At 73.8% G+C, this 15738-nt stretch carries 14 protein-coding genes; 6 read left to right on the top strand and 8 right to left on the bottom strand.

Annotated features, from left to right (window positions below; translation table 11 throughout):
- The first annotated feature begins 45 nt into the window (after window positions 1-45).
- Genes ABZW17_RS32365 through ABZW17_RS32355 form a run of 3 tightly spaced genes read left to right on the top strand, consistent with a single transcriptional unit; the run spans window position 46 to window position 1672 of the window.
- Complete coding sequence (locus tag ABZW17_RS32365; RefSeq protein ID WP_354822698.1) at window positions 46-495, top strand: hypothetical protein; 450 nt, start codon at window positions 46-48, stop codon at window positions 493-495.
- Complete coding sequence (locus tag ABZW17_RS32360; protein WP_354822696.1) at window positions 489-713, top strand: helix-turn-helix transcriptional regulator; 225 nt, start codon at window positions 489-491, stop codon at window positions 711-713. The genes ABZW17_RS32365 and ABZW17_RS32360 overlap by 7 nt, the downstream gene beginning before the upstream one ends.
- Complete coding sequence (locus ABZW17_RS32355; RefSeq protein WP_354822694.1) at window positions 710-1672, top strand: NAD(P)-dependent alcohol dehydrogenase; 963 nt, start codon at window positions 710-712, stop codon at window positions 1670-1672. The genes ABZW17_RS32360 and ABZW17_RS32355 overlap by 4 nt, the downstream gene beginning before the upstream one ends.
- On the opposite strand, the gene ABZW17_RS32350 is transcribed toward ABZW17_RS32355, so the two are convergent.
- From ABZW17_RS32350 to ABZW17_RS32330, 5 genes are all read right to left on the bottom strand, one after another.
- Complete coding sequence (locus ABZW17_RS32350) at window positions 1662-2543, bottom strand: M48 family metalloprotease (RefSeq protein ID WP_354822692.1); 882 nt, start codon at window positions 2541-2543, stop codon at window positions 1662-1664. The genes ABZW17_RS32355 and ABZW17_RS32350 overlap by 11 nt on opposite strands.
- Before the next feature lie 83 nt (window positions 2544-2626).
- Window positions 2627-3361: a hypothetical protein gene (locus ABZW17_RS32345; protein ID WP_354822690.1), complete on the bottom strand. Its 735-nt coding sequence runs from the start codon at window positions 3359-3361 to the stop codon at window positions 2627-2629.
- A gap of 4 nt (window positions 3362-3365) precedes the next feature.
- The gene (locus ABZW17_RS32340) at window positions 3366-4181 is read right to left on the bottom strand and encodes an NAD(P)H-binding protein (RefSeq protein WP_354822688.1); all 816 of its coding nucleotides are present in this window, start codon (window positions 4179-4181) and stop codon (window positions 3366-3368) included.
- Between the two features lie 52 nt (window positions 4182-4233).
- Window positions 4234-4605, bottom strand: a complete 372-nt coding sequence (locus ABZW17_RS32335; protein ID WP_354822686.1) for a YciI family protein — start codon at window positions 4603-4605, stop codon at window positions 4234-4236.
- Between the two features lie 144 nt (window positions 4606-4749).
- Entirely contained in the window at window positions 4750-6138 is a 1389-nt protein-coding gene (locus ABZW17_RS32330) for an MFS transporter (RefSeq protein ID WP_354822684.1), read from the bottom strand.
- 24 nt (window positions 6139-6162) lie between these two features.
- Here ABZW17_RS32330 and ABZW17_RS32325 point away from each other — a divergent pair, with 24 nt between their 5' ends.
- Window positions 6163-6594 carry a MerR family transcriptional regulator gene (locus ABZW17_RS32325; protein ID WP_354822682.1) on the top strand — a complete coding sequence of 144 codons (432 nt, stop codon included), beginning with the start codon at window positions 6163-6165 and terminating at the stop codon, window positions 6592-6594.
- Between the two features lie 73 nt (window positions 6595-6667).
- Window positions 6668-8305, top strand: coding sequence for a DUF2079 domain-containing protein (locus ABZW17_RS32320; protein ID WP_354822679.1), 1638 nt, complete (start codon window positions 6668-6670; stop codon window positions 8303-8305).
- A 5-nt stretch (window positions 8306-8310) separates the two neighbouring features.
- On the opposite strand, the gene ABZW17_RS32315 is transcribed toward ABZW17_RS32320, so the two are convergent.
- Complete coding sequence (locus ABZW17_RS32315; RefSeq protein WP_354822677.1) at window positions 8311-9384, bottom strand: serine hydrolase domain-containing protein; 1074 nt, start codon at window positions 9382-9384, stop codon at window positions 8311-8313.
- Window positions 9385-9481: 97 nt separating this feature from the next.
- Between ABZW17_RS32315 and ABZW17_RS32310 the strand changes: the two genes are divergently transcribed.
- Entirely contained in the window at window positions 9482-11716 is a 2235-nt protein-coding gene (locus ABZW17_RS32310; protein WP_354822675.1) for a molybdopterin-dependent oxidoreductase, read from the top strand.
- Between the two features lie 10 nt (window positions 11717-11726).
- Here ABZW17_RS32310 and ABZW17_RS32305 read toward each other — a convergent pair whose 3' ends face one another.
- A complete protein-coding gene (locus tag ABZW17_RS32305; RefSeq protein WP_354822673.1) occupies window positions 11727-12116 on the bottom strand; it encodes a hypothetical protein in 390 nt (129 codons plus the stop codon).
- A gap of 2 nt (window positions 12117-12118) precedes the next feature.
- Complete coding sequence (locus tag ABZW17_RS32300) at window positions 12119-15682, bottom strand: EndoU domain-containing protein (protein ID WP_354822671.1); 3564 nt, start codon at window positions 15680-15682, stop codon at window positions 12119-12121.
- Between the last annotated feature and the right edge of the window lie 56 nt (window positions 15683-15738).

Raw genomic sequence — 15738 nt, 5'->3', positions numbered from 1 at the left:
GACAGCCCTCGCCGGAATGTTCTCATGTCAAGAAACTTTGACACGATGTCTGGTTTGTTTTACCTTGGCGACGTGCCCCACGAAGAGAAGCGCGCCTGGATCCTCGGGATCGCCGCGTTGGCGAGTTACGCGGTGTACCTGGCCGTCGTCCTGAGCCGAGCCGGCTCGCGCCCGCTGGCCGAAGTCCCCTACGCCGGGGCGCTGCTCTGGACGGTCGGCGCGTCCATCGTCGCGACGATCGTGCTGAGCATCGTCGTCGCGGTGATCTCGAAAGACGGCGCGAAGGACCAGCGCGACCACGAAATCGGCCGGTTCGGCGAGCACGTCGGCCACTCGTTCGTCGTCATCGGCGCCGTCGCCGCGCTGCTGCTGGCGATGGCCGGGGCGCCGCACTTCTGGATCGCCAACGTCGTCTACCTGGCCTTCACGCTGTCGGCGATCCTCGGGTCGGTCGCCCGGATCTTCGCCTACCGCCGGGGTTTCCAGCCGTGGTGAAGCCGACCCGCGTCACGAACTCGCTCCGCACCCTGCGGTTCGCACACGGCCGGATGACGCAGGCCGAACTCGCCACCCGGCTCGGCGTCACCCGCCAGACCGTCATCGCGATCGAGCAGGGCCGCTACTCGCCCTCGCTCGAAATGGCGTTCCGGATCGCGCACGTGTTCGGCGTCCCGCTCGAAGCAGTGTTCCAGTACCCGGAGGAGTCCTCGTGAAAGCCATGGTCCAAGACCGCTACGGAAACCCTGACGTGCTCGAACCACGCGACATCGCGAGACCGGCGCCCGGGCCCGGCGAGGTCCTCGTGCGCGTGCACGCGGCCGGCGTCGACCCGGGCGTCTGGCACCTGACCACCGGGCAGCCGTACCTGCTGCGCCTGCTCGGTTTCGGCCTGCGCAGGCCGAAGAACGCGGTGCGTGGCCTCGACTTCGCGGGCACAGTCGAGGAAACCGGCGAAGGCGTCACTCGGTTCCGGCCCGGCGACGAGGTGTTCGGCGAGTGCACCGGCGCGTTCGCCGAGTACGCCGTCGCGAAGGCCGATCGGCTCGCGGCGAAACCGGCCCGGCTCTCGTTCGAGCAGGCGGCGGCCGTCACGATCTCCGGCTGCACCGCCCTGCGGGGCCTGCGCGACGCGGGCCGCGTCCGGCCGGGCCAGTCCGTCCTGGTGATCGGCGCCGCGGGCGGTGTCGGCTCGTTCGCGGTGCAGCTGGCCAAGACCTTCGGCGCCGAAGTCACCGCGGTGTGCAGCACGGGAAAGACGGACCTGGTCCGCGAACTCGGCGCCGACCACGTCGTCGACTACACCCGCGAGGACTTCACCGGCCGGCGGTACGACCTGGTCCTGGACACGGCGGGCCTGCGCTCGCTCGCCCACCTGCGCCGCGCGCTGGCCCCGCGCGGCACGCTCGTGATCGTCGGCGGCGAAGGCGGCAGGTGGCTGGGCGGGATCCAGCGGGTGCTGCGGGCCGCGGTGCTGAACCTGGTCGTGAAACAGCACCTGCGCGGGCTCGTCTCCACCGTCCGCGGCGCGGATCTCGATGTCCTGCGCGAGACGATCGAAGCCGGCCGGCTCACGCCCGTGCTCGACCGCACCCACCCGCTCGCCGACGCCGCGGCCGCGATCGGCCACGTCCACGAGGGGCACTGCGCGGGCAAGGTCGTACTCACGCTCTGAACCCGCGGTCCTGCAGGCGTTTGATCCGGTCGACGTGGGCCGGGTGGCCGGCCAGCAGCCGCGCCCACGTCCGCCGCTCGTCTCCGCCGCCCGCCCGGATCCACTCCCGGAACAGCGTGATCAGCTCGGGTCCGTAGCCCAGCCGCGCCGCGACCAGGTCGGCGCGGTGTTCGCCGAGCCGTTTCGACCAGGCGAGCACCGGGCCGAGCAGGGGCGCCAGCAGCAGCCAAGGGTCGAGGAAGGCGAGCGCGGTGAGGATGCCCAGCGTCAGCAGCACGGTGACGAGCACGGCTACCGACCGCCCGAAGGCGGCGAACGCGCGCCCGACGTACGGCACGGCCAGCGCGAGCAGCCGCACCAGGCGCGTCAGGAGCCGGGCCGGCAGCTCCAGCCACCAGAGGTACAGCGAAATCCGGGTGTGCCCGGCCAGGTGGTGGCCGAGCTCGTGCGCGAGGATCGCCTCCAGGCTCGGCGGCGGCAGCTCCAGCGCGGTCCGCGTGACGGCGACGGTCCGGCCACCGGCGGCGAAGGCGTTGAGCTCGCGCGACCGGTCGATCCACAACCGGTAGCGATCCCCGTCCACCCCGGCCGCGCCGCAGACGGCCTGCCAGCCGGGCGTGAGCCGCGCGAGCTCCCGCGGCGTCGGCCGCCGCATGCCGAAGGTCAGCGGCAGCAGGAAGTGTTCGAAGGCGGGCACGAAGGTGATCCCGCCGGCGAGCGCCCAGCCGAGCGGCACCACCCAGAAGTACCCGGGCCACAGGAGTTTCCCGGCGAGCCCGAGCACGAGCAGGCTGCCGGCGACGACGGGCACGGCGAGCAGGACGGCGAGCACGGCGGCCAGGTCCGGCCAGGACCGGTGTTCTCCGTCCAAGTTCGCCCTCCCCCGCAGCCGGCCGCCGGAACCACCTTGGCGGGGCGGCGCGCGCGGCACAACGGCCGTCCAGGGGACGGCTCTCAGCCGTAGCGGCGCGAGTCGAGGAGCCGGCCGAGCTGCTCGCGCCGCGAGGTGCCGTGCGGGAGCCGGCCGAACAGCTCCTGCAGGACGTCGAAGTCCTCTTCCGGCACGTCGGCCGGATCCGCGCGTTCGAGCATGGCGGCCACCGTGCGGATGGCCCAGTACTGGATGAACGCGGTGGTCTCCCGGCCGAGGGCCCGTACCGTCGCGCCGAGCAACGCGGGATCCGGCCGGCCGTAGAGGGCGGCGTAGCCGGCGAGCCGCATCCCGCCCTCGTCGTCGTCGAAAGCGCGCACGGGGTCGAAGCCCGGCACGCGCGGGAGCACGGTCACCATCGTGCCGAACAGCTGGTCCAGCTCGGCGGTGCGCGCCGGCTGCCGGGGCGTCGCGCGCAGCCGCCGGTACTCCTCGGCGAACAGCCGGACAGTTTCCATCGTCGGCGGGAGGTCTTCGCCCCGTGCGGCGCCGAGCGCCGCCTGCGCGGTGCTGCTCGCTTCGGCGGTCGAGCGCTCGAGCGCGTCCTGCCGCTGCTGGAGGTCGCGGTACTTGACCTTCCAGCCGCCCGGCAGCTCGATGCTTTCCAGCAGGTCACCCAGCCAGGGCACGAGCGCCACCACGATGAGCAGCACCGTGATGGCGTCGATCTTCAGACCGGGCCAGACCAGGTGGGCGACGGCGCCCAGGATCGCGACCAGGCTGACCGCGGCGCCCAGCCACCGGCGGCGGTTCCTCACCGCTTCACCGGAAGGCGCCCGCGTGCGCCTCGGCCCACTCCGTGAACGTCCGCGCCGGCCGCCCGGTCACTTCGGGCACCGTCGGGACCACCGTGGCCTCGTCCAGCGTCCCGTCGACGTAAAAGTTCCAGAAGGCGTCGACGTACTCCCGCGGCATGCTCGCCTCGAGCTCCGCGCGGGTCTCGGCGTCCGACAGCTCCACGCACCGGAGGTCCCGCCCCAGCACCGCAGCCAGCACGGCGACCTGCTCCGCCGGCCGCATCGCCACCGGCCCGGTCAGCTCGTAGGTGCGCCCTTCGTGCCCGCCCGCCAGCGCGAGCGCCGCCACCGCGGCGATGTCGGCGGGGTCGATGCACGCCGCCGCGACCTGCGGGAACTGGACGCGGACGGTGTCTCCCGCGCGCAGCTGCGGCAGCCAGCGCAGGGCGTTCGCCGTGAACGCGCGCGGCCGCAGGAACGTCCAGTCCAGACCCGATTCCCGCACCGCCCGTTCGGACAGCGTCATGTAGCGGGAGACCGCGTTGTCCATGTCCGCCAGCGCGGCCGAGCCGCCGGACAGCAGCACCACCCGCCGCACCCCGGCGTCCCGCAGCAGGCCGGACATGTCTTCGTAGCCGGACAACAGGAAGACGCCTTCGACACCCTTGAGCGCGTCCGTAAGGCTTTCCGGCGTGTTCAGGTCGCCCACCGCGGCCTCGGCACCGTCCGGCAGCACCGCGTCCGGCCGGCGCACCAGCGCCCGGACCGGGGCGCCCGCTTCGGCAAGGGCCGCAACCACTTCCGCGCCGACATTGCCGGTGGCGCCGGTGACCAGGAACATCGTTCCACCCCCAGGAGAACCGTCCCGGCCAGCCTAGCGCCACCGGACGCCGTCAGTCCTGCGTCGGCAGCTCGTCGAACTCGACGACCTGGCGGACCTCCACCTCGATGTCCTGGTCGAACAGCTCGGCGTACCGCCGGGCGAACTCGACGGCCTCGGCCCGGTCCGCCGCGTTGATCAGCGCGAACCCGCCGATGACCTCCTTGGCCTCGGCGAACGGCCCGTCGGTCACGCGGATCGCCGCGCCGCGCGGCTTGCGGACCAGTGCGCCCTTTTCGGTCGGGTGGACACCCTCCGCGGTGATCAGGATGCCCTTCTCCACCGACTCCTGGATGAACCCGCCCATCGTCTCGATGAACTCCTGGCTGGGGTTCCACGACTTCGGGTCGTGCTCGTCGACCCGGTGCATCATGAGAAACCGCATGGCGTGCTCCCTGGTTGTTCGTCGGCCGGGGTCCGGTGCGTTCCCGGACGCGGTGACCGGCCTTCACCCCCGCGTCGAACGGCCGAGACCGGCGTTCGACATTTCCCCGGGGAGATTTTTCCGGCAGCGTACCTGTGACCTGCATCACCCCGTCGACCGCTGGAGGCTGAGCTCGTCGAAGAGGGCGGCCGCCCGGTGGGCCGTCGCGGCCGCCCGGCGTCCCGTGCTGAGCACGGCCAGGCCGAGCAGGCAAGCGCCGAGCCCGGCGACCAGCCACCACACGCCGTGCCCCACGCCCGAAAGCGCGACCCCCAGGGTCGTCCCGGTCTGGCGGCCGGCGGAGGCCAGCGACGCGGCCACGCCGGCCATCGACCCCGGCATCCCGGACACCGCGGTGTTCGTGATCGGCGGGTTCACCGTGCCGAGGAAGATCCCGAACAGCAGGAAGGTCGCGAGCACGAGGGGCAGCGGCGTGGCCGGCGCGAGGGCCGCCGAGGCGATACCACCCGCGGCGAGCGCGGCACCGGCCACGACCAGCGGCCACCGGGGCCCGTGCGTGCCGACGAACCGCCCGGTCCGCGGGGACAGGACCAGGACGAGCACGCCGACCGGCAGCAGGCACAGGCCCGCCGTCAGCGGGGTCATTCCCCGGACGTCCTGCAGGTACTGCGTCGTGACGAACAGGAACGCCCCGAACCCGCAGAGCGCGAACACCGCCATCACGATCGCCCCGCTGAAGGACACGCTGCGGAACAGGCGCAGTTCGAGCAGCGGATCGGCGCGGCGCGGCTCGTGCCGCAGCAGCGCCAGCACGCCGAGCGCGGCGAGGGTGAGCAGGCCGAGGATCCACGGCGACGTCCAGCCCAGCGAGTGCGCCTCGATCAGGGCGTAGACCACGCTGCCGAGCACGACGACCACCAGGACCTGCCCCACCGGGTCGAAGCGGCGGGCCCGCGGCGCCCGCGACTCGGGCACGAACACCGCAGTGGCGACGAGCGCGGCGACGACGATCGGGACGTTGACCCAGAACACGGCGCGCCACCCGAAGGCGTCGACGAGCGCACCGCCGAGGATCGGCCCGAGCGCGAGCGCCAGGCCGGACATCGAGCCGAACACGCCGATCGCGCGGGCGCGCTCGGCCGGGACGGGGAAGGTGGTGGCGACGATGGCCATCGCGACCGGGTTGAGCATGGTGCCGCCGGCGGCCTGCAGCGCGCGGGCCGCGACCAGCCAGCCGATGCCCGGCGCGAGGCTGCACAGCAGCGACCCGGCGCCGAAGACGGCGAGCCCGCACTGGAAGACGCGCCTGCGGCCGAACCGGTCGGCGGCCGACCCGGCGAGCACCAGGAACGCGGCCAGCACGAGCGTGTAGGCGTCGACGGTCCACTGCAGGCCGGAGACGGAGGCGCCCAGGTCACGGCGGATCGCGGGCAGGGCGACGGTGACGATGGAGATGTCCATCACCACGACGACGATGCTGGCGCAGCAGATCGCGAGCACGAGACCCGGGCGGCTTGCGGTCGGAGCGTTCATGCTTCCGACGCTAGGATTTAGAGCGTGCTCGAAGTCAACCCGATCCCGGCCGAGGGGCTGACCATCGCGGACGCGGCCCGCCGCACCGGCGTCAGCGCGCACACGCTGCGCTACTACGAACGCGCGGGCCTGGTGGTGACGCGGGTCGACCGTACGACGGGCGGCCGCCGCCGCTACCGGCAGCTGGACCTCGACTGGATCAAGATCTGCACCAAGCTGCGGGCCACCGGCATGCCGATCAAGACGATCCGCCGGTACGCGGACCTGGTCGCCGCCGGCCGCGGCAACGAGCCGGAACGGCTGGCCCTGCTGGAGGAGCACCGCGCCGAGGTGCTGGCGAAGCTCTCGGAGCTGGAGGAGAACCTGAAGCTGATCGACCGAAAGATCGGCGTGTACCGCGGCCGCCTGGAGGCCGGCGACGCGGACGGCCTGTGGGCGCCGGGTCAGCCCGGCTGAACCCCGCCGCCGCCCGATACGATTCCGGGCGGTCCCGCCGTCGCCGGACCCACCAATCCCCGGCAGGAGACCCATGACGCAGCCAGCGCTCGCCGACGCCCTCGGGCCGGACGTCACCGCGCCCATCCCGCGGGTCGCCGGACGCCGCACGGCGGGCCGGCTGCCCGTCCTGGCGTGGTGGCTCTTCGCGGCCCTGCCCGCCGGCCTCGCGCTGCTCGCGGCGGTGCGCGCGCCGCGGATGCACGTCCTGCTCGACTACTGGCACGTGTTCGCCAAGATCACCGACGACGCCGGGCACCTGCAGCTCGGCCAGGTCTTCACCTACCACCTCGACCAGCCGTTCGTCGTGCCGTCGCTGCTGTTCTACGCCGACGCGGCCTGGTTCGGCGGCGACAACCGCGTCCTGAACGTGCTGACGGTCCTCCTGCTCGCGGTGGCTGTCCTGGCGTTGCGCACGATGCTGCCGAAGCACCTCTCGCCGTCGGCGCGCGGCGCGCTGACCGCGGCCATGGCGTGGCTGCTGTTCACGTCGCACGCCACCGAACTGTGGGTGCAGGGCACCAACGGCATCAGCTGGGTGCCCGCGGTGACCGCGTGCACGGTCGCCGTCGCGTGCGCCCACCGCGGCCGGACGGCGGGCGCGGTCGCGGCGGCGGTCGTGGGCTGCCTCAGCTTCGGCGCCGCCCTCCCGATCTGGTTCGTGCTCGCCTTCGTCGCCTGGTTGCGCGGGGATTCCCGGCTCCGGGTCGCGCTCCCGGCCGCGGCCGGGGTCGTCGTCCTCGGCGCGTGGTGGCTCACCAAGCCCGCCGGGTCGCAGTCGGGCGCGACCGCGGCCTTCGACCCCGACGGGCGCCTGTCCGTCGTCGCCGCCGCCGTCGGCGGGCTGTGGTCGGCCGACGTCGCCGTCGTCGCGGTGATCGCCGGCGGCGCCACGATCGCCCTGCTCGGCCTGCTGCTGCGCCGGACGGTCACCGACCGGCGGGCCGCGGACGCGGGCTGGGCCGGGCTGGCGCTCTACGCGTTCGCGCTGGCGGCGATGCTGGCACTGGGCCGCACGACGGCGAACGTGCCCGGCGGCAACGTCGGGCTGATCAGCCGGTACATCCTGGTCGCGGCCCTGGCGACGATCGCGCTGGTCGTCCTGTCCGCCTTGCACCGTCCACAGTGGCCATACCGGTACTTCGCCGCGGCGTGCGTCACCCTCGCCCTGGTGACGCACGCGATCGGCGGGGCCAAGGCCGACGAGGTCCGCCGCAGCTACGCGCCCCTCGCCCTTTCCGCCGTCGCGCTTCGCGTCGACGCCCCCGCCGCCCTGGACGCGCTGCACATCCAGCGCGCGGCCGGCCCCGCCGCCCGGGCGCTGGAGGCCTACCCGTTCGGCAGCGGGTTCACCCTCGGCTGCCACGGTCCCGAGCTGGGCAGCCACCTCGACCTGGGCACGGCCCAGCCGGCCCGCGGGGCGCTCGACGCACCGGCCACCGACCCCGGCGCCGTCCTCACCGGCTGGACGGCCGTCCAGCCGGACTGCGTCGTCGTCACGGACGCGGCCGGCACGGTGACCGGCGGCGGCAGCGCGGGCCTGCCGCTCACCGCGGCCCAGGCCGCGGCCGCCCCACCGGGCGCGACGGCCTGGCAGGCAACGGCGGGCCCGACGAACGGACCACTGACCGTGCTCGCCGTCCAGGGCGGCCGCCTGTTCCAGATCGGCTAGCTCGGCTAGCCCAGGCCGTCGTAGGCCGCGGCCACCATGGTCATGCCCCGGCCGTCCCCGAGGATGGCGTCCAGCATCTGGTTCATCACGTAGGCGACGGTCAGGCCGGCGTCGAAGTCGTTGAACACCAGCGAACCGCCCATGCCGCCCCAGAAGCACGTCCGGCCGCTGACGCCGTAGCCCAGGCCGTACCGCATGGTGACGCCGAGGGCGTGGTCGAGGCCGTGGTACTGCTCCTCCAGCGCGCGCTCGCACCCGGCCCGTGACAGCAGCCGACCCCCGCCGGAGGTGAGGACCGACTGGACGGCGGCGACCGACCGGGCGTTGCCGTACCCGGCGCCCGAAGGGATTTCGGCCCGCCGCCACGCCACGTCGTTCGTGTCCTCGGGCACGATCTCCGGGTTGGGCACGATCTCGAAGAGCTCGGTCGGCGGCGGCACGGTCAGCCCGCCGGGCGGGGCGATGGCGGGCGCGAACCGGTGGTCGTGCGCGGCGGGCAGCCCGATGTGGAAGTCGGCCCCGAGCGGCCCGGCCACCTCGGCGGCGAAGAAGGCACCGATGCTCTTCCCGGTGATCCGCCGGACGACCTCGCCGAGCAGGTACCCCTGGGTGAGCGCGTGGTAGCAGGCGACCTCCCCGGGCGTCCACCGCGGTGGCTGCGCGGCCAGCAGCGCGGTGACCTTGGACGGGTCGCGCAGGTCGTCGGTCGTGATGGGGGTGTCCCAGGTCGGCAGGCCGGAGGTGTGCGAGAGAACGTGCCGGACGAGCACGTCCCCGGCGGAGAACTCCGGCCAGTACCGGGCCACGGGCGCGTCGAGGTCGAGCCGGCCGCGGTCGGCGAGCACGAGCGCGCACAACGCGATCATCGTCTTGGTGGTGGACCAGACGTTGGCGACGGTGTCCCGTTCCCACGGGACGGTCCGGGCGGCGTCGGCGTACCCGCCCCAGAGGTCGGCCACGGGTTTCCCGTGCAGGAACACCGCGACCGACGCACCGACGTCGTCCTTGGCGAGGGACTCGGCCAGCGCGGTGCGCACTTCGGAAAACCGCTCGTCGCACGTTCCGTGCAGGGGAACCATGGGAGCCGACTTAACCGCGCGCCGCCCATGAACGCCATCGAATATCGGCGGCGCCGGTGCGAGGATGAAACCCCGATGCGCCGTGGGAGGTGCGCCGATGGCGAGCGAAGTGGCGACGTTCTGCCCGCTGTGCGTGTCCCGGTGCGGGGCCACCGCGACCGTCGACGACGGACGGCTGCTGGCCCTCGAACCGTTGCCCGGCCACCCGACCGGGCAGGCCGTCTGCGTCAAGGGCAAGGCCGCGCCGGAAATCGTCGCGCACCCCGACCGGCTGCTGCACCCCCTGCGCCGGACCGCTCCCCGAGGCGCGGCCGACCCCGGCTGGGAACGCATCGGCTGGGACGACGCCCTGGCCACCGTCGCAGCGCGGCTGACCGCGATCGCCGCCGAGTCGGGCCCCGAAGCGGTCGTGTTCGGCACCGCCTCGCCGTCGACGTCGGCCATGTCCGACGCCGCGGACTGGCTGACGCGGCTGCGGCGGGCCTTCGGCAGCCCCAACGTCGTCAGCTACATGGAACTGTGCGGCTGGGGCCGCCACCTGGCCACGACCTACACCTGGGGCGAGCCGGTGCCGGGCGGCTACCTGCCCGATCTCGAAAACGCCGGCTGCATCCTCTACTGGGGGTACAACCCGTCGGTGTCCCGGCTCGCGCACGCCACCGCGACCACGGCGGCGTTGCGGCGCGGGGCGAAGCTGGTCGTCGTCGACCCGCGCCGGGCCGGCCTGGCGAGCAAGGCCGACCACTGGCTGCGCGTCCGTCCCGGCACCGACGCCGCCCTGGCGCTGGCGATCACCCGGGAGCTGATCGAAAACGGCTGGTACGACACCGAGTTCGTCGAGCGGTGGACCAATGCGTCCTGGCGGGTCCGGGCGGACACCGGCGAACTGCTGGCGCCCGGGGCGCCGCCGCCGGACGGCGTGGCGACCCGCCGGGTGTGGGACCTGATCACCGAGAGCTGCGCGCGGTTCACCCCCGAGGCCACCGAGCGGATCACCGGCGTGCCCGCCGCCCGGATCACGGCCGTCGCGCGGCTGCTGTGGGAGGCGCGTCCGGTGGCGTTCTACACGTGGAGCGGCCTGGAGCAGCACAGCAACGCAACGCAGACCGTCCGCGCAATCGGCCAGCTGTACGCCCTCACCGGGTGCCTCGACGTCCCGGGCGGCAACGTCCTGTTCACGCCCGCACCGGCGAACCCGGTCGACGGCAGGCAGCTGTTGTCCCATGAGCAGCGCGCCAAGGCCATCGGCGCCCGCGAACGGCCGCTCGGCCCGGCGCGGTTCGAGTACGTCACCGGCGAGGACTTCTACCGGGCCGCGCTCGACGGCGTCCCGTACCGGGCCCGGGCGCTGGTCAACTTCGGCGCCAACCTGGTGCTGGCGCACGGCGACAGCGCACGCGGCCGGGACGCGCTCGGCGCGCTGGACTTCTTCGTGCACACGGACCTGTTCATGACGCCGACCGCGGAACAGGCCGACATCGTGCTCCCGGCGACGAGCGCGTGGGAAGCCGAGGCGCTGCGGATCGGGTTCGAGACGAGCCAGGCCGCGCAGTCGACCGTCCAACTGCGCCGCCGCCTGGTCGCCCCGCGCGGCGAAGCACGTCCGGACCTGCGGATCATCTTCGACCTCGCGGTCGCGCTCGGCCTGGGCGAGCACTTCTTCGGCGGCGACATCGAGGCGGCGTGGCGGCACCAGCTGGCGCCGACCGGCCTCGGGCTCGAGCAGCTGCGGGCGAGCCCGGAAGGCATCCGGCTGCCGCTGAAGACGGTGCACCGCAAGTACGAACAACGCGGCTTCCGCACCCCCTCCGGCGTGGTCGAGCTGTATTCCGAGGCGCTGCTGCGGGAGGGCTACCCGCCGCTGCCGGCCTACGACGAGCCGTCGCTCAGCCCGGTCTCGCGGCCGGATCTGGCGGCCCGCTACCCCCTGGTCCTCACCTGCGCCAAGTCGCTGTTCTTCTGCGAGACCCAGCACCGGGCCGTCAGCAGCCTGCGCAAGTCCGCCCCGGACCCCCAGCTCGAACTGCACCCCGAAACCGCGGCGGCCCGCGGCATCGCCGCCGGCGACTGGGTGCGCCTGGAGACGCCGCGGGGCAGCATCCGCGCGCGGGCGAAGTTCAACGTCAACCTCGACCCGGGTGTGGTGTGCGGCCAGCACGGCTGGTGGCAGCCCGCGGCCGGGCTCGGCCGGCCGGGCTACCCGGTCACCGGCGAGGGCAGTGCCAACCTCAACCTGGTTTTGGGCCAAGGCCCGAGCGACCCGGTGAGCGGCAGCTCACCCCTGCGGGCGTCCCTGTGCGAAGTCGCCCGGGAAGCCGGTCCCCAGGGGTGAGACGCCCGGCTCAGCGCCCGCGGCGGATGAGGTCGTCCGGGATGTCGGCCAGCTCCGGTTCGACGAGCTCCCGCAGCCGCCGCAGGTCCGGTTCCAGCGCCGGGTCGCCGGGCCACGCCGAAGGCTGCAGCGCCTCGGCGGCCGGCATCGCGACCTCCGCGTCGGCCGAGCGCAGCATCGCCGTCAGGATCGGCCACCCCGCGGGCCCGCTCCCGGCGAGCGCGTCGGCCAGCTGCCGCTGGTACCCGGCCGGCCAGGACGGCCACACCTCGGCGAGCCACGTCCAGTCCGCCGGTTCCAGCTTCGCGACCAGCTCGGCCGCCCGCTCGACGACGTCGTCCGCCCAGTAGTCGGGGTGGTGGTCGCGGCAGATCAGCCGCTCGAGGTCGTCCCGGATCACTTTCACAGCGTAAAGGCCTGTCCGCCGGTCGGGAACGACGAGGTGACCCGGCCGCTCGCGTCCTTGATGACGACCCAGCCGACACCGTTGACCGTGCCCGTGTGCAACGTGGCGTTGTCCGTGGCCCGGGTCTGCACCACGGGCGTGCGGGCCACCTGGTCACCCGCGTCGAGCACGTCGGCATCGGTCCAGCCGCGCGGCGCGAGCGTGCTCTTCTTCGGCGTGGACAGCACTTCCGGCGGCCCGGGGCTGAGGACCTTCCGGAACTTGGCGACGACGGTTCCGTCCGCGTTCGTCGTGGGCGTGCCGACGATCCGGTAGTCGGGCGAGGTGAGGATCTCCGGCGAGTGGCCGCCGATGAGCTTGCCGTTCGGGTTGACCTCGCCCCGCAGGACCTTGGTGTCGATCTTCACCTGCGCGCGGACTTCGGCCTCGAACTGCGGCACCGAATGGGGCCCTTCGCCGATCCGGTCGAGCACCCGCGCGATCCGGTCGGCCCCGGACCCCACCGGTGGGGCGGTGCCGGCCTCGCCGATGAGCCGCTCGAGGTCGGCCGGCTGGCCGGGCAACGCCTTGAGGAACCGCTCGGCCCGCGTGAGGTCCTTGCCGCACAGGTTCAGCACGCGTTCCAACGCGGCGCCGTCCTGGCTGGCCAGCGGCAGCAGCTTCTTCACGGCCGTCAGGTCGTCGGCGGTCAGCGCGTCGACGAACGCGCGGTCCATCCCGGCCCGCTCCAGCTCGACGGCGGCGTCGAGCGCGGCTTCGGCCTTGGCGACGTCGCCGCCGGCGGTGCGCAGGAACGCCAGCGTGCGGTCGGCGTCCCCGTTCGCCTTCCGGACCAGGTCGGCGGCCTTGGCGGGGTCGTCGTGGACCAGGGTGAGCAGCTCGTCGAGCTTGCGCCCGTCGTTGCCCACCGCCGGCAGGAGATCCTTGGCGGCGCGCAGCCGGCCGGCGTCCATCGCGTCGACCCGGGCCGGGGCCACGCCGGCGCGGCGCAGGTCGGCGGCCGCGTCGAGGGCCGCCTCGACCTTGGCGACGTCGTGCTCCGCCCGCAGCAGTTCGAGCACCCGCTCGGCGTTGCCCTCGGCCTTGCGGACGAGCCCGATCGCCCGGGCCCCGTCGCCGCCGGCGAGGCCGGCCAGCTCGCGGAGCTTCCCCGTGTCGTTGCCGGTGAGCGCGAGCAGTTCTTCCAGTTTGGCGCCGTCGTTGCCGACGAGCCCGAGCAGGGCCTTGACCTCCTTCGCGTCGCCGTTGACCGCCTTGAGCAGACGGTTGAGCAGTTCCTCGTCCGGCACGAGCTTCCGCAGCTCGGCCAGCTCGCCCCCTTCGCCCGCGAATTCGAGGCCCTTGAACCATTCGCCGAACCACTTCGCGATCTCTTCGCCGAAGACCACGGTGAGGACGTCGAACAGGGCCTCGCCGAAGAGCTCGCCGCGTTCGAAATCGGTGAGACCGTCCTTCGTGAACGACTGGTACATCAGCCACAACGCGCGCAGGACGATCGCCGCGGCCGCCAGCACCAGGAGGAAGGCGGCCACGCCGGCCAGCGCCTCGGCCACCGCGAGCACGAACCCGACCACGGCGAACACCGCGGCGAGCCCGCCGATGGCGTAGGCGATGCCGATGACGACCGCGGCCACCACGAGCACGACCAGGACGACGGCGACGATCACCACGACGGCGATGGCGAGCGCCTTCAGCAAGCCGACGACGACCCCGCCCACCCACTTCAGGCCCCGCGAAAGCCAGCTTTCCTCTTCGATTTCCTTAGCGCGCTCGTCGATCTTCGCCGGGAGGCCGGTCACCTGCCTGCGCTCTTCGGCCAGGCCCCGGTCGACCTTGGCGGTGATCTCGGCCTTGCCCGTGCCGAGCTGGCCGGTCCAGCCCTGCCGGCTGGTGTCGACGGTCTTCTGGAGCTCGTCGCCGACCTTCGTGACGACGTCGCCGATGTCGGTTCCCGCCCGCGCCGCGCGGTCGCCGATGGCCCGCGTGGTCTCGGTGGCCGAATTCGCGGCGGTGTCCGCGTAGCGCGTCGCGGCGTCGTTCACCGGCGTCACGAGCCGGGTCGCCTGCGCCGAGACCTGGGCGCCGACCTGCGCCGAACCGGCCTCGAAGGCCGTCTTGGTGTCGGTCGCGAACTTCCCCATCCCGGTGTCGAAGGCGTCGACGGCGGCGGTGAGATCCGCTTCGGCGCGGTCGACGACGCGCTCGGCGGCGCGGCGGCCCACGCCGTCGAGCCGGCCGGCGAGCTGCGTCGTCGTGTCGTCGAGCTTGCGCCGGGCACCGGCGGCCTCGTCGTCGACCTTCCGGGTCGCCGTCTGCGCGGCGGCATCGATCCCGCGCACCCCGGCACCGGCCGCGGCCCGCACCTGCGCGGCCGCGTCCTGCTGTTGCGCCCGCAGGTCGCGTTGCAGGTCGTTTGCCCGGGTTTCCAGCTGCGCCAGCGGTTGCCGGGCGAGTTCGGTGATGTCCCGGACGGCGGCGTCGCGCGTCCCTTCGATCTTGCGCCGGGCGTCCACTTTGGACTCGACGAACTTCGCGGCGCCGTCTTCGGCCTCCTTGCGGAACTTCGCGGCCAGCGCACCGGCGTCCTGCCGCGCGGACGCGGCGAGGTCGTTCCCGTTCTTCGCGAGGTCGGCGGCGAGCTGCCCGGCCATCTCACGCGCCTCACGGCTGCTCAGGTCGCCACGCTTGTGCGGGGCGAGCTCGGCGGCCTTGCGCGCCCCGACGGCGACGGCGTCGGCGGCCAGCACGCGCGCGGTGTTGACCGCGCGCTGGGCCTCTTCGGTGCCGAAGGCGGTGGCGGCGGTCGCGTTCTCACCCGCGGCGTCGCGCAGGGCACGCTGCTTCGCGGCGACGGTGTCGTCGAGGGTCCGCAGTCCGTTGTCGGCGGCCTCCCGCGCCGATTGGATCTTGGCGTCCCGCTGCCCGGTGACGGCGTTCCGGGCGTCGGTGAGGCTCGTGCCGACGGCGGTGATCGCGTCGGCGTAGGCGCTGTCGACGCCCCGCGCCTCCGCGTCGACGGCGTCGGTGAGCTTCAGCTTTTCGGCATCGGCGTACCGCCGGATCTCCCGCTTGCGCGCCTCGGCGCTCTCCCCGAGACGGCCGCGGAGCGCCTCGACGCGGTGCCGGAACCCGGCCAGGACAGGCGAGGCCGGGCCCTGTTCGACGGTGGCCGGGGGCTCCGGTCCCGCCTGCGCCGGCTCGTCGTGGTCCGGCGCGGACGCCTGCTCCACCGCAGGCGCCGGAGGCGACGCGGCAGGTGCCGGTGCCGGTGCGGCCGGTGCCGGCGCCGCCTGCACGGGCTCCGCCGGAGCGGGCTCGCGGGACGGCGCCGGCGGGTTCAGCGTGCCGGCCTCCTGCCGCTGCACAACGGGCATGAGCAGCGAAGCCGAAGCACGGTTGCCGGCGAGCCGCTGCAACCCGAGGACCTGGGCGGGCCCCAGGCGCGCGGCATCGCCGGGCCGCACTTCGGGCCCGACGTCGGCTGGCCGGCGTTCCCGGCCGGGCCGCGGCTCCTGACCGGTGGCCGGGCCATCGCCCTTGGCGGTCTCTCGCCCACCCACGACTCCTCACGCTACGAGCGGCCCCGGAGCCACGGCACGCGGAAGGAGGCGCCGAC

Origin of the sequence: Amycolatopsis sp. NPDC004625 (genome assembly GCF_040609695.1) — a bacterium.
Classification (GTDB): Bacteria; Actinomycetota; Actinomycetes; order Mycobacteriales; family Pseudonocardiaceae; genus Amycolatopsis.
This window is presented reverse-complemented; position numbering and strand designations above follow the sequence as displayed.

What these genes read in the sequence shown, in the direction of transcription:
- ABZW17_RS32365 (WP_354822698.1), top strand. Translation starts at nt 46, where the DNA reads ATGTCTGGTTTGTTTTACCTTGGCGACGTGCCCCACGAAGAGAAGCGC.
- ABZW17_RS32340 (WP_354822688.1), bottom strand. Translation starts at nt 4,181, where the DNA reads ATGTTCCTGGTCACCGGCGCCACCGGCAATGTCGGCGCGGAAGTGGTT.
- ABZW17_RS32335 (WP_354822686.1), bottom strand. Translation starts at nt 4,605, where the DNA reads ATGCGGTTTCTCATGATGCACCGGGTCGACGAGCACGACCCGAAGTCG.
- ABZW17_RS32330 (WP_354822684.1), bottom strand. Translation starts at nt 6,138, where the DNA reads ATGAACGCTCCGACCGCAAGCCGCCCGGGTCTCGTGCTCGCGATCTGC.
- ABZW17_RS32320 (WP_354822679.1), top strand. Translation starts at nt 6,668, where the DNA reads ATGACGCAGCCAGCGCTCGCCGACGCCCTCGGGCCGGACGTCACCGCG.
- ABZW17_RS32315 (WP_354822677.1), bottom strand. Translation starts at nt 9,384, where the DNA reads ATGGTTCCCCTGCACGGAACGTGCGACGAGCGGTTTTCCGAAGTGCGC.
- ABZW17_RS32310 (WP_354822675.1), top strand. Translation starts at nt 9,482, where the DNA reads ATGGCGAGCGAAGTGGCGACGTTCTGCCCGCTGTGCGTGTCCCGGTGC.